Raw genomic sequence first — 12712 nt, forward strand, 5'->3', positions numbered from 1 at the left:
TCATTTGTCCTGGTGTTGGGGAGCCGAATAGCGGGCCATCAGGGCCGCCTGCGCGCCATGCCGCGGCAGCTCGCCCTGCGAACTCACACGAAGGTAGCTGCCGTCGGGCTGCAAATCCCAGGCGTCGCGCCCGTCGTGCAGGTAGGCCACCAGGCATTCGTCGATGATGCGCTGGCGAATCACCGGGTCGGTCACCGGCCAGGCCAGCTCGACCCGGCGCAGCATGTTGCGGTTCATCCAGTCGGCACTGGATAGCAGCAGGGTCTCCTCTTCGGCGCAGCGGAAGTAGAAGACGCGCGAATGCTCCAGAAAGCGGCCAATGATGGAGCGCACGCGGATGTTGTCGGTCACGCCCGGCACCTGGGCCGGCAGCATGCAGGCGCCGCGCACGATCAGGTCGATCTTTACGCCGCAGCGCCCTGCCCTCACCAGCGCCAGCATCAGGTCTTCATCGGTCAGCGCATTCATCTTGGCCACCAGGCGCGTGTCCTTGCCCTGCAGGGCGGCCGCGCCCAGCGCATCGATTTTTTCGATCAGCTTGTGGTGCAGCTGGAAAGGCGCGAGCAACAGGTGGTGCAGCTTGGGCAGGCGGCTCTGGCTGGCCAGGTGCACAAACACGTTGTCGATGTCGGCCGTCATCAGCGGATCCGCCGTGAGGTAGCTGATGTCGGTATAAAGCCGCGCCGTGCGCGGGTTGTAGTTGCCGGTGGACAGGTGTGCGTATCGCGCCAGCTGCCGGCCTTCGCGGCGCGTGACCAGCAGCATCTTGGCATGGGTCTTCAGGCCCACCACGCCGTACACCACCTGCGCGCCTATGGATTCCAGCATTTCCGCCCAGTTGATGTTGGCCTCTTCGTCAAAGCGCGCCTTGAGCTCCACCACCACGGTGACTTCCTTGCCGCGCCGCACGGCCTCGCGCAGCAGCACCATCAGCTCCGAATCGGCGCCGGTGCGGTAAATCGTCTGCTTGATCGCCAGCACCTGCGGGTCGTTGACGGCCTCGCGCAGGAAGGCGAGCACGCCGTCAAAACTCTCGAAGGGCTGGTGGATGGACACGTCGCCTTCCTTGAGCCGCTCGAAAAAGGACTGGCCTGGCTGCAGCTGCGTCGGGTAGCAGGGGCGGTAGCTGGGGAACAGCAGCTTGGGATCGTTGACCAGGTCCACCAGCTGCGTGAGGCGCACCAGGTTCACCGGGCCGTGAACGCGGTACAGCGACGGCGCCGGCAGGTTGAACTGCTTGAGCAGGAAGTTGGCCAGGTATTCCGAGCAGCCGGCCGACACCTCCAGCCGCACGGCCTGGCCGTAGTGGCGCTGCTCCAGCCCCTGGCGCAAGGCGGTGCGCAGGTTTTTGACGTCGTCCTCGTCCACCGCGAGGTCCGAATGCCGGGTGACGCGGAACTGCGAAAACTGCCCGACTTCGCGGCCGGGAAACAGCTCGGCCAGGTGGGCGCGTATCACGCTGGAGAGCGAGACGAACAGCCTGTCTTCCTTGTGGTGGCCGCGCGAGGGCATGTGGATCAGCCGCGGCAGCACGCGCGGCACCTTGACGATGGCGATGTCGTTCTCGCGGCCGAAGGCGTCATGGCCGCCTAGCCGCACGATGAAGTTGAGCGACTTGTTGGCCACCTGCGGAAAGGGGTGGGACGGGTCCAGCCCGACCGGTATCAGCAGTGGCCGCACTTCCCGCTCGAAATACTCCTTGACCCAGCGCCGCTGGGCGGTGTTGCGCTCGCCGTGCGAGACGATGCGTATGCCCTGGCGCTCAAAGGCCGGCAGCAGGTCGTCGTTGTAAAGCGAATACTGGCGCGCCACCATGTCGTGCGCGGCGGACGACAAGGCCTTGAAGGACTGCACCGAATACGGCGCCTTTTGCTCATTGGCCTGGGCCGCCGTCAGGTGGGGCGCGGTGCGGACCTCAAAAAACTCGTCCAGGTTGGACGACACAATGCACAAAAACCTCAGCCGTTCCAGCAGCGGCACATCCGGGCGCTTGGCCCAGTCCAGCACCCGCTCATTAAAGGCGAGAATGCTGTGGTCGCGGTCCAGGAACTGGACAGGGGGCGCGGCGGCGGCCACCGAAGCGGGTGAAGTGGGCATCAACAAGGCATTTACGTGTCATTAGTAACAAGTCACAGTGTTGACGTGTTTCATGACAATGGCGTGACAGTACTTTTGACTGATGGTGCACCGGCCTGAAATGGCTGGCAAGTGCTGCCCATGACCTTGTTGTGTCCAGCGGCTACGAGGAAAGACTCAAAAAGCTGGGCCGCATGGCCCCAGCTGAAGTCCAGCGCGCGTTGGCGCGCTTCATGGCGCGGCACGGCCAGCGCACCGTAACAAGCCTGTTGCAAATCTTCATTCATGACACCACCGTGACAGCTTCCGTCGGCTTTGCCGAGCACTTCCAGCGGGCCGTCGACCGGATAAGCCGCCACCGGCGTGCCGGCGGCCATGGCTTCGAGCATCACCAAGCCGAAGGTTTCCGAGCGGCTCGGGAAAACAAAGACGTCGGCCGCGGCATAGACCTTGGCCAGTTCGTCGCGGGCCAGCACGCCCATCCAGCGGACCTGGGGGTAGCGCTGCTGGAGGGACTCTTCCAGCGGCCCCACGCCGCAGACCACCTTGGTGCCGGGGATGTCCAGCTTGAGGAAGGATTCGATGTTTTTTTCGTAGGACACCCGGCCCACAAACAGCGACACCGGGCGCAGCAGCGTGCCCATGGGCGGGTGCGGGCGCGGCTGCGGCTCAAAACCGAAAAGCACGGTGTCCACGCCATGCGTCCAGCCGCGCAGGTTTTTAAAGCCGCGCTGCTCCAGCATGCGCAGCACGCCCTGGGTGGGCACCATCACGCCCGACGAAGGCCTGTGGAAGTGGCGGAACAGCGCGTAACCCCAGGACAGCGGGATTTTGAGCGCCGCATGCAGTATCTCGGGAAATTTGGTGTGAAAGGCCGTGGTAAAGCGCAGGCCGCGCTTGAGGCAATAGCCGCGCGCCGCCCAGCCCAGCGGGCCTTCGGTGGCGATGTGGATGGCTTCGGGCTGGAAGGCGTCCAGCTTATCGGTCAGCCCGCGCTTGGGGCGCACCGCCAGGTCTATGCCGGCATAACCGGGGCAAGGCCGCGTCTTGAAGAGATTCGGGTGGATGACTTCCACCTGGTGGCCCAGTTCCGCGAGTTCGCGCACCAGCTCCACCAGCGTGGTGACGACGCCGTTGACCTGCGGCTGCCAGGCGTCGGTGACCAGGGCGATCCTCATGCGACCACCGTGGAGGCGGCGTGGCCGCGGCCCTGGGTCTCATGGGCCGGCGCCCAGTGCACCAGCTCCAGCGTGCCGTCGAAGTTTTCGACCAGCGCGGTGCGGCTTTCCACCCAGTCGCCGTCATTGCAGTAGAGCACGCCGTTGATCTCGCGCATCTCGGCGCGGTGGATGTGGCCGCAGACCACGCCCTGGTGGCCGCGCCGGCGCGCCTCGTTGGCCACCGCCACCTCGAAGTCGGTGACGTAATTGAGCGCGCTCTTGACCTTTTGTTTCAGGTAGGCCGACAGCGACCAGTAGGGCAGCCCCATGCGGGCGCGCAGGCCATTCAGATAGCGGTTGAGTTTGAGCGTGAATTCATACAGGTTGTCGCCCACATAGGCGAGCCATTTGGCGCACTGCACCACCGCATCGAAGTAGTCGCCGTGGATGATCCACAGCTGGCGGCCGTCGGCGGTGGTATGCACGGCTTCATCGATGACCTCGATGCCGCCGAACTGGTTGCCGATAAATTCACGCGCAAACTCATCGTGGTTGCCTGGTACATACACCACGCGGCAACCCTTGCGGGCGCGGCGCAGCAGTTTTTGCACCACGTCGTTGTGCGACTGCGGCCAGTACCAGCGGCGGCGCAGCTGCCAGCCGTCCACGATGTCGCCGACCAGGTACAAGTTGTCGCTGGGGTGGGCCTTGAGGAAGTCCAGCAGGGCCGCCGCCTGGCAGCCGGGCGTGCCCAGGTGGATGTCGGAAATGAAGATGGTGCGATAGCGCTTGCGCAGCGAATCGTCATCGTCGTGGTCGCCCTCCCCCCCGCCGAAGCCGTTGCCCAGCGCCCCCATGGCGTCAAACATGTTGCGCATCAGGCCTCCGCGGCGTTGCCCGGCACCGGTTTGCCGGAAAAATGCTTGAGGTAACGCGGCGGCAGGTCGGCGATGCGCATCATCATGGGCAGGTCGGCCGAGTTGAAATCCGGGTCCCAGGCCGGCGCACCCAGCACCTTGGCGCCCAGGCGCAAATAACCCTTGATCAGCGCGGGCGGCTCCACGTCCAGCGTGTCGTCGAGCTTTTCGACAGGCAGCGCCAGGCGCGGCGTGACGCGGTACTCGATGGGGGCCAGGTGCGTCTGGCGCACCTGGCGCCAGATGCTGGCGGCCGCGTGGCCGTTGGACACGCCGTTGTGCTGCATCGGGATGCTGGCGCAGCCAATCATGGTGTCGAGCTGGTTGCGCGACATGAATTCGGCCAGCGCACCCCACAGCGCCAGAATGACGCCGCCGTGGCGGTGGTCGGCATGCACGCAGCTGCGGCCCAGCTCGACCATGCGCTCGCGCAGCGCGCGCAGCCGCGTCAGGTCGAACTCGGTGTCGCTGTAAGTGCTGCCCACGCGCTTGGCCTGGGTGGGCGTGAGCACGCGGTAGGTGCCTATCACTTCCTGGCTGTCGGCGTCGCGCACCAGCAGGTGCTCGCAATAATCGTCAAACAGGTCCACGTCGTGGCCGGGCAGCGTCTTGGACAGCGTGGCGCCCATCTCGAGCGCAAAGACCTGGTACCTCAGGCGTTGCGCCTGCCGGACCTCGTCCTGGTGCCGGGCCCAGCTGACCGAGATTTTCCCCACGGAAGCCCTTTGAACAGGGGCTGGACCGACAGCATGACCGCTTTGATGAAGTGACCCCCGTGGCATTGCGACGGGCGACAATGCAAAAGTGGGATTGGGCAGTTCTTTCATGGCTAACTCCTTGTTCCTTGTTTCCTTGTGTCTCAACAACTTCGGCAAGCTCACTGACGCGCGGCATTTCTTCGCCGCCTGTAAAAAAGCCCCATAAAGGGGCTTGGACACTCAATCACCAGCGGACAGCGAAACCGCCTTGCCGGGTCGCCCCAGGCCGGCCATCAGCGCCGGCCGCGCATTCGACAAACCCTCCAGCCAGGGCCGGGTACCGGCCTTGAAGCGCAGGCCGCCGGGACTGTTAGCCAGGGCCTGGGCCGTGCAGCGCAAAATGCGCAGGCACTGCTTGTTCAGGTCCTGTATGCCGGCGCCCAGGCCGCGGGCGGCGCCTGCGTCCTGCCTGTCATGTGAAGGGAGTCCCAACGGGTGCTCAGTCATGCTGGTCATGACGTGATTCTGGGAGTGGGGGGTGACGCGTTCGTGTCAGTTCAATGGCAGTTGTGTGACACGGCGCAGCGGGCCTGCAGGCGTGGCTGGGAAGCCACAGGCCGGGAGAAGGCGGAGTAGAAATCCGCGGGGGAGACCGCGGCGCGCGAGTCCGCGCGCCGGGATAAGGCAAGGCGGCGGGACTTAAGGCTTGGCCACGCGCTCGCCGCGCTCATTGACGACCTGCTCGCCGTCTTCTTTGGCGAAGGCGCCACGCTGCGGCAAGGGCAGGATGTCCAGCACGGCTTCCGACGGCCGGCACAGGCGTGTGGCCAGCGGCGTGACGACGATGGGCCGGTTGATCAGCACCGGATGGGCCAGCATGGCATCCAGCAGCGCCTCATCGCCGAGCGCGCCCAGGCCCAGCTCCTGGTAGATGGATTCCTTTTGCCGTATCACGTCACTCACGGACACGGCCATCTGCGCAACCAGTTCCCGCAGTTTTTCGCGCGTGGGCGGCGTCTTGAGATATTCGATGATTTCGGGCTCTATGCCGGCATTGCGGATCAGCCCCAGCACATTACGCGAAGTGCCGCATTTGGGGTTGTGGTAAATCGTGACCTGGGGGACGGCTGGCATGCGGTTTCGCTCCTGGAAGTGGACGGGTTGAGAAAAGGGGATGAAAAGAGAGGGCTGAGAATACGGCAACTTGCCTCGATTCAATAATTCAATTATATTTGAATTATGGAATCTTTAATACAAAACCAGCCATCGACCGTTCTCGATGAAAGCGCCGCCGTCAAGGCGCTGGCCGCCCTGGCCCAGGCCCAGCGCCTGCGCGCTTTTCGCGCCCTGGTGGTCGCCGGCCCCGAGGGGCTGACGCCGGGCGCCATCGCCGAGCAGTTGGGCATCGCCGCCAGTGCGCTGTCTTTCCACCTCAAAGAACTGTCGCATTCGGGCCTGGCCAGCAGCGAGGCGCGCGGCCGCAACCTGATCTACCGCGCCAATTTCGGCCAGATGAACGCCCTGCTCGGCTATTTGACCGAGCACTGCTGCGAAGGCGGCGCCTGCGAAGTCGGCCCCAAGGCCGGTTGCGCCACCTGCTGATCCCTCCCCCTCACCCCTACCACCCCAGGAGAGCCCCATGAAACGCTTCCATGTACACGTCCACGTGAAGGACCTCGAAAAAAACATCGCCTTTTATTCAGCCATGTTCGACCAGCAACCCGCGCGCACCGAAGCCGACTACGCCAAGTGGATGCTCAGCGACCCGCCGGTCAACTTCGCGATCTCCACGCGCGGTGATGCGCCCGGCGTGGACCACCTGGGCATACAGGTCGACCAGGCCGAGGAACTCGAGGCACTCAAAGCCAACGCGACCCGGGCCGACATGACCCTGCTCGACGAAGGTCCCACCACCTGCTGCTACGCCCGCAGCGACAAATACTGGCTCACCGACCCGCAAGGCATTGCCTGGGAACAGTTCCACACGCTGGGCAGCATCCCGGTATTCAGCGAAGCCAAGCCGGCCGCCGCTTCGGCCTGCTGCGCCGCGGTTGAGAGCAAAACATCGGGCGCGGCTGCGGCGTGCTGTTAAAGCCTGCAGCGGCCGCCCAAGGCCAGGAGCCCCGCCTTACACACCAGCTTGTCGCTGAGTTCGTGGGCACAGCCGCCCTGCTCTGTGCCGTCATAGGCTCGGGCATCATGGCCGAGCGGCTTTCGGCCGGCAACATGGGCGTGGCCCTGCTGGCCAACACGCTGGCCACGGTGTTTGCGCTTTATGTGCTGATTGAATTGCTGGGCCCGGTCAGCGGCGCGCACTTCAACCCGCTGGTGACCTTGGTGCTCGGGCCCAAAACCGCGGCCTCCGGCAAGCGCACGCGAAGAACCCTTCTGTTTATCACCGGCCAGTTGCTGGGCGCGGTCGCGGGCGCCTGGTTGGCCCATGCGATGTTTGACATGAGCCTGCTGCAGCTCAGCGCCAAGATTCGCAGCGGAACCGGCCAGTGGCTGGCCGAAGCCGTCGCGACGGCCGGGCTGATCCTCGTCGTGCTGCGCGCGCCCGCGGCCAGGGCGCCGGCCATGGTCGCCTGCTACATAGGCGCGGCCTACTGGTTCACCGCGAGCACCTCGTTTGCCAACCCGGCGGCCGTGTTGGGCCGCATGCTCTCGGACAGCTTTGCCGGCATCGCACCGGCCAGCGCCCCCGGCTTTGTACTGGCCCAGGCAGCAGGTGCGTTGGCGGGCGTGGTGCTACATCGGGCGCTGGGCGGGTCGCAAGCAAGCGCCGGCAAAGGCTGAGGCCCACGGCCTTTCTTGCTACCCTTGCAGCCGTGAGTCGAACAAGCAGCCGCACCGCCACCATCGTCCAGCTGGGCATTGCCCAAACCCTGGCCTGGGCTTCCAGCTACTACCTGCCCGCCATCCTGGCCGTGCCCATGGCGCGCGAGCTGGGCGTCAGCACACCCACGGTGTTTGCCGCTTTCTCGGCCGCGCTGGTGGTCTCCGCCCTGCTGGGGCCGGCCGCGGGCAAAGCCATAGACCGCCATGGCGGCCGGCCGGTGCTGGCCGCCAACAGCCTGGTGTTTGCCGCCGGCCTCCTTGTGCTGGCACTGGCGCAGGGGCCGGTAGGCCTCATTGCCGGTTGGGTGATCCTGGGCGTGGCCATGGCCGCGGGCCTTTACGAAGCAGGATTTGCCGCGTTGGTGCACTTGTACGGCAAGGATGCACGCGGTGCCATTACCGGCATCACGCTGTTCGCCGGCTTTGCCAGCACCGTGGGCTGGCCGCTGTCGGCCTGGCTGGAGCTTGAGTGGGGCTGGCGCGCCACCTGCCTGGCCTGGGCCGTGTTGCACCTGCTGCTGGGCCTGCCGCTGAACTGGCGGCTGCCGGCCTCGCCTGTGAGAGCCATTGATGCCACACCACATGTGGACGCGACCCCGCCCGAAGCGGCTGCGCCCGCCGCATCCGGCAGTGGCACGCGCACGGCGGTGCTGCTGGCGCTGGTGTTTGCGGTGACCTGGTTCATCAGCACGGCCATGGCCTCGCATTTGCCGCGCCTGCTGCAGGCCCACGGCGTGCCGCTGGCCACCGCGCTGGTGTTTGCCGGCCTGGTCGGCCCCGCTCAGGTGGCCGGCCGGCTGCTGGAATACGGCCTGCTGCGCAACATCCACCCGCTGGTCTCGGCGCGCGTGGCCGGCAGCCTGCACACGCTGGGCGCGGCGGCTTTCCTGTTTTTCGGCGTGCCGGCCGGGGCGGTGTTTACGGTACTGCACGGCGCCGGCAACGGCGTGCTGACGATTGCCAAAGGCACGCTGCCGCTGGTGCTGTTCGGCGTGCGCGACTATGGCGCGCGCCAGGGCCTCTTGATGGTGCCGGCGCGCTTTGCGCAGGCGACGGCGCCCTGGCTGTTCGGCCTGGCGATTGACCGCTTCGGCGCGGGAGCGCTGTGGTTTTCAGCGGCGCTGGGACTGCTGGCTTTCGCGGCCTTGATGCGCTTGCACGATCCGTCCGCGACCGCCCCGCGCCAGGATTGAGCCGCGCGCAAGCGCGCTCAGCTGGAAGCTGGACAGTGTTTTTTGTGATTAAACACTGTTTAGCCAACTTCGCAAGGCGTTAAAGTGTTCCTTAATGATCAAACCCTCCAGAACCGGCAGCCCCGGCAAACCTGGCCGTGCGCGCACGGTGCAGGGTCCTTCCGTGGCCCGGGACGTCCGCCGGCAAGCCCTCACCGACGTGCGGCGCTCGCTGGTGCTCGATGCGGCGCGCGCCGTCTTCTTCGAGCATGGGCTCGAAGGCACCAGCATCCGTGAGATCGCCCAACGCGCGGGCTACACGCCGGGCGCGATCTACAGCTACTTCGCGAGCAAGGAAGAGGTTTACGCGGCCCTGCTCGGCGAATCGCTGGAGCGCCTGAACGAAAAGGTCCAGGCCGCGCGCGCGCAGTCCCATCGCGAAGCGGCGGCGGCGGGCCGTGCCACGGCGACAGCTTTTTTTGATTTCTACCGCGACAACCCGCGCGAGCTGGACCTCGGTTTTTACCTGTTCCAGGGCATGCAGCCGCGAGGACTGGCGCCCGAACTGGACGAGCGCCTGAAGCAGCGGCTGCGCGATGCGCTGCTGCCCACCCAGGAGGCGCTCGAAGCGCTCGGCATGCCGGCCGGCGAGGCGCTTGCCGAAATCACGGCCTTGTTCACGCACATGGTCGGGCTGCTGGTGCTCAGCCACACAGGGCACATACGCATGTTCCAACAGGCGTCCCGGGGCCTGTTTGAAAACTACCTGGAGCGTCTGGTCGCGCGTGCTGGCGGCTCATCTCGCGACACTGGATCAAAACAGCCCAAGGCTTGAACCCGCGAAGGGCTCAAGACTCGTTGGCCGGATCACTCAGTCCAGCCACTTCTGGAAAAACCGCGCCTGCCCCATGGCCGGGTCCAGCTGGTAACCCGCAAAGCCCACGCGCTCGTAAAGCTTGACCGCACCCAGGTTGCCCTGCAGCACTTCCAGCGTCAGCTTGCAGGCGCCGCGCTCGCGCGCGATCTCGTCCACCAGCGCCAGCATTTTTTCGGCGATGCGACGGCCGCGGTGGCCGGGCAGCACGGCCACGTCGTGGATGTTGACCAGCGGGCGGCAGGCAAACGTGGAAAAGCCCTCGATGCAGTTGACCAGGCCCACGGCCTTGTCGCCGTCAAACGCGAGCACGCTGAAAGCCTGCGGGCGGGCCGCGAGTTCCTTCACGAGGTGGGTTTTGGCGAAGTCGCCGAGCGGCTTGCCGCCGCCGGCCGGGTCCTGCGCATAGCTGTCCAGCAGTTGCACCAGGGCACGCGCGTGCGCCGGGTCCGCATAGTCGGCGCGGCAGACGCGCAGGGAAGGAGGAGAAAAAGAAGAGGCAGCGGCTTCGGTCATCCGGCGATTTTAGGGATACCGCTTTTTTGGGGAATGTGAAGCCCATAAAGCCTTATCGCGTTGCCGCCCATCACCGCAGCTTGGCTTTCCATGTCCAGGTCTTCCAGCAATTGCCGCGACACGGCCCACCAGAGCGCATAGGGAGCGGCCAGCTCCAGCACCGGCCAGTCGCTACCCCAGACGACGCGGTCCGTGCCAAAGCTTTGCAGCACATGCTCGGCCCAGCGCCGCACCGCGCCCGGCGCGGGGCGCGGGCCGGCTTCGGTCAGCAGGCCCGAGAGTTTGCACATGGCCGGCGTTTCTTTTGCGATGCGCGCGATGCCCTCGGCCCAGGGCTGCCACTGGCCCGCCGCGATATCGGGCTTGGCGCCGTGGTCTATCACCATGCGCAGCCCGGGGTGGCGGCTGGCCAGGGTCAGGATGTGCGGCAGGTGCACGGGCTTGACCAGCGCGTCGAACACCAGGCCGCAATCAGCCATGGCATGCAGGGCCGGGGCGAGCGCGGGCTGCAATATCCATTCAGGGTCGGCGATGTCCTGCAGCATGGGCCGCAAGCCCTTGAGCCGCGGGTGCCGCGCCAATGCCTCTATGCGGCGCGGCGCGTCGGCCGCCAGCATGTCGACCCAACCGACCACACCCAGTACCGCCGGGTTGGCGTCGGCCTGGTCCAGCAGGAATTGCGTTTCCGCCTCGGTGGGCGCGGCCTGCACCAGCACACCGCCGCGCACGCCGTGCGACCGCGACTGCGCCCGCCAGTCGGCCACGGCCACGTCGCGGTAAAGGGGCGCCAGCGCCGGCGTGAGCCAGCCGTAGTCGCCGCGCGCCAGTTCCCAGCAGTGAAAGTGCGCATCGATGATTTTCATGGTGTCGGTGCCTCCACGGGCAACAGGCCCTGGGCGCGCAGATCCGCCCAGAAGGCCGCGGGAATCGGGTGCTGCATCATGGCCACCGCATCGGCCCACTCGGCGACCCTGCGCGCGCCCAGCATCACGATGTCGATGGCCGGGTGGGCCAGCGGAAACTGCAGGGCCGCCGCGCGCAGCGGCACGCCGTGCGCCGCGCAAACCGACTCGATGCGGGCCGTGCGCTCCAGCCATTCGCGGGCGGCCGGCGCATAGTTGAAGCTGGCCGTGCCGCCGCGCGCGCCGGTCGCTAGGATGCCCGAATTGAACACGCCGCCCAGCGCGATGCGCACGCCGCGCGCCGCGCACTGCGGCAGCAGCGCCGGCAATGCGCTGTGGTCCAGCAGGCTGTAGCGCCCGGCCAGCATCAGCACGTCCAGCCCGGCTTCGCGCAGCACCTGCAGCACCACCGCCACATCATTGGTGCCCAGGCCGATGGCGCGTATCAGCCCTTCATGCTTCATCGCGCGCAGCGTGGGCAGGGTCTCATCCAGCAGCTGGCGCAGCACGGCGGGCGCGCGTTCGCCGTGCGAGGCCGCGTCCGGGTCGTGCACATAGACCACGTCCAGCCGCGGCAGGCCCAGGCGCTGCAGGCTGTCTTCCACGCTGCGGCGGATACCGGCGGCGCTGAAGTCCCACACCTGGTTGAAGGGCAGGATGTCCACATAACCGTGCTGGGCGCGCGCCGCGTTCGCGTCGGGCAACAACAGCCGGCCCACCTTGCTCGACAGCACATAGCTGTCCCGCGGGTGGCCGCGCAGCGCGTCGCCCAGCCGCCGCTCCGACAGGCCGTGGCCGTAGTGCGGCGCGGAGTCGAAAGTGCGGCAGCCGTCAGCCCAGGCCGCGTCGACCAGCGCCCTGGCCTCGGCATCGCTCACGGCGGCAAACAGGTTGCCCAGCGGCGCGCCGCCCAGGCCCAGCCGCAGGCCGCTTTCTTTGCAGGCGGAAAACACAGGGGCCATGTCCAAAGTCGTCATGTCAAAGCCGCATTCAGGGTTAATCCCAATAAAAGTTCAGTTATGTTATGACTAACATGTCAGTCATCGACAGCGGGAAATCCCGAGGTTTTCACAAAAACCGGGCTTCCCTGCCAAGACCGCTTGCTCCCATGCTCAAGAACATTCCACCGCTGCTCACTCCCGACGCCCTGCATGCCCTGGCCAGCATGGGCCATGGCGATGACCTGGCGATTGTGGATGCCAATTTCCCGGCCGCCCAGGTGGCCCGCCAAAGCGGCGCCCGGCTGGTAGCGCTGGCGGGCGTGACCGCGCCGCAGGCGCTGGCCGCCGTGCTGCGTTTGCTGCCGCTGGATGACTTCGTGCCCGAAGCCGCCTGGACCATGCAGGTGGTGGGCGACCCCGAGGCGGTTCCCGCGCCGGTGGCCGAATTTACCACCGTGCTGCACCAGGCCGGCGAGCGCCCGGCCGCCTCGCTGGAGCGTTTTGCGTTTTACGAACGCGCGCAGTCGGCCTTCCTGATCCTGCAGACCGGCGAGCAGCGCAAGTACGGCAACATCCTGCTGCGCAAGGGTGTCATCGCCAGCGACCACGGCTGATCCC

The 12712-nt window shown here is 66.4% G+C and carries 15 protein-coding genes; 6 read left to right on the forward strand and 9 right to left on the reverse strand.

Annotated features, from left to right (window positions below; genetic code table 11):
• The 6 genes from ppk1 to arsC all read right to left on the reverse strand — a co-directional run bounded on the left by ppk1 (nucleotide 1) and on the right by arsC (nucleotide 5985).
• Nucleotides 1-2097, reverse strand: coding sequence for a polyphosphate kinase 1 (gene ppk1 / locus ACEN9P_RS00405; RefSeq protein WP_495620775.1), 2097 nt, complete (start codon nucleotides 2095-2097; stop codon nucleotides 1-3).
• 50 nt (nucleotides 2098-2147) lie between these two features.
• A complete protein-coding gene (locus ACEN9P_RS00410; protein WP_495620776.1) occupies nucleotides 2148-3254 on the reverse strand; it encodes a glycosyltransferase family 4 protein in 1107 nt (368 codons plus the stop codon).
• Nucleotides 3251-4114: a UDP-2,3-diacylglucosamine diphosphatase gene (locus ACEN9P_RS00415; RefSeq protein ID WP_477664795.1), complete on the reverse strand. Its 864-nt coding sequence runs from the start codon at nucleotides 4112-4114 to the stop codon at nucleotides 3251-3253. The genes ACEN9P_RS00410 and ACEN9P_RS00415 overlap by 4 nt, the downstream gene beginning before the upstream one ends.
• Nucleotides 4114-4980 (reverse strand): GNAT family N-acetyltransferase, encoded by an 867-nt coding sequence (locus ACEN9P_RS00420; RefSeq protein ID WP_495620777.1) that lies wholly within the window; start codon nucleotides 4978-4980, stop codon nucleotides 4114-4116. Before ACEN9P_RS00420 ends, ACEN9P_RS00415 begins: the two co-directional genes overlap by 1 nt.
• 111 nt (nucleotides 4981-5091) lie before the next feature.
• Nucleotides 5092-5367 (reverse strand): hypothetical protein, encoded by a 276-nt coding sequence (locus ACEN9P_RS00425; RefSeq protein ID WP_477664778.1) that lies wholly within the window; start codon nucleotides 5365-5367, stop codon nucleotides 5092-5094.
• A 183-nt stretch (nucleotides 5368-5550) separates the two neighbouring features.
• Complete coding sequence (gene arsC, locus ACEN9P_RS00430; RefSeq protein WP_477664777.1) at nucleotides 5551-5985, reverse strand: arsenate reductase (glutaredoxin); 435 nt, start codon at nucleotides 5983-5985, stop codon at nucleotides 5551-5553.
• Nucleotides 5986-6090: 105 nt separating this feature from the next.
• Here arsC and ACEN9P_RS00435 point away from each other — a divergent pair, with 105 nt between their 5' ends.
• From ACEN9P_RS00435 to ACEN9P_RS00455, 5 genes are all read left to right on the forward strand, one after another.
• Nucleotides 6091-6453 carry an ArsR/SmtB family transcription factor gene (locus ACEN9P_RS00435; protein WP_477701062.1) on the forward strand — a complete coding sequence of 121 codons (363 nt, stop codon included), beginning with the start codon at nucleotides 6091-6093 and terminating at the stop codon, nucleotides 6451-6453.
• A gap of 37 nt (nucleotides 6454-6490) precedes the next feature.
• Nucleotides 6491-6943 carry an ArsI/CadI family heavy metal resistance metalloenzyme gene (locus tag ACEN9P_RS00440; RefSeq protein ID WP_495620778.1) on the forward strand — a complete coding sequence of 151 codons (453 nt, stop codon included), beginning with the start codon at nucleotides 6491-6493 and terminating at the stop codon, nucleotides 6941-6943.
• A 62-nt stretch (nucleotides 6944-7005) separates the two neighbouring features.
• Nucleotides 7006-7647, forward strand: coding sequence for an aquaporin (locus tag ACEN9P_RS00445; protein WP_495620779.1), 642 nt, complete (start codon nucleotides 7006-7008; stop codon nucleotides 7645-7647).
• A 32-nt stretch (nucleotides 7648-7679) separates the two neighbouring features.
• On the forward strand, nucleotides 7680-8882 hold the full coding sequence (locus ACEN9P_RS00450; protein ID WP_495620780.1) for an MFS transporter: 1203 nt from the start codon (nucleotides 7680-7682) through the stop codon (nucleotides 8880-8882).
• A gap of 94 nt (nucleotides 8883-8976) precedes the next feature.
• Nucleotides 8977-9696 (forward strand): TetR/AcrR family transcriptional regulator, encoded by a 720-nt coding sequence (locus tag ACEN9P_RS00455; RefSeq protein ID WP_495620781.1) that lies wholly within the window; start codon nucleotides 8977-8979, stop codon nucleotides 9694-9696.
• A gap of 36 nt (nucleotides 9697-9732) precedes the next feature.
• On the opposite strand, the gene ACEN9P_RS00460 is transcribed toward ACEN9P_RS00455, so the two are convergent.
• From ACEN9P_RS00460 to ACEN9P_RS00470, 3 genes are read right to left on the reverse strand one after another with little or no spacing between them, the layout of a single operon-like run.
• A complete protein-coding gene (locus ACEN9P_RS00460) occupies nucleotides 9733-10251 on the reverse strand; it encodes a GNAT family N-acetyltransferase (protein ID WP_495620782.1) in 519 nt (172 codons plus the stop codon).
• Nucleotides 10248-11114, reverse strand: coding sequence for an amidohydrolase family protein (locus tag ACEN9P_RS00465; protein ID WP_495620783.1), 867 nt, complete (start codon nucleotides 11112-11114; stop codon nucleotides 10248-10250). Before ACEN9P_RS00465 ends, ACEN9P_RS00460 begins: the two co-directional genes overlap by 4 nt.
• A complete protein-coding gene (locus ACEN9P_RS00470; RefSeq protein WP_477664769.1) occupies nucleotides 11111-12130 on the reverse strand; it encodes an aldo/keto reductase in 1020 nt (339 codons plus the stop codon). Before ACEN9P_RS00470 ends, ACEN9P_RS00465 begins: the two co-directional genes overlap by 4 nt.
• Before the next feature lie 131 nt (nucleotides 12131-12261).
• On the opposite strand from ACEN9P_RS00470, the gene ACEN9P_RS00475 reads away from it, so the two are divergent.
• Complete coding sequence (locus ACEN9P_RS00475) at nucleotides 12262-12708, forward strand: RbsD/FucU family protein (protein WP_495620784.1); 447 nt, start codon at nucleotides 12262-12264, stop codon at nucleotides 12706-12708.
• The last annotated feature ends 4 nt before the right edge of the window (nucleotides 12709-12712 follow it).

The organism is Polaromonas sp. Polasp52, assembly GCF_059491565.1.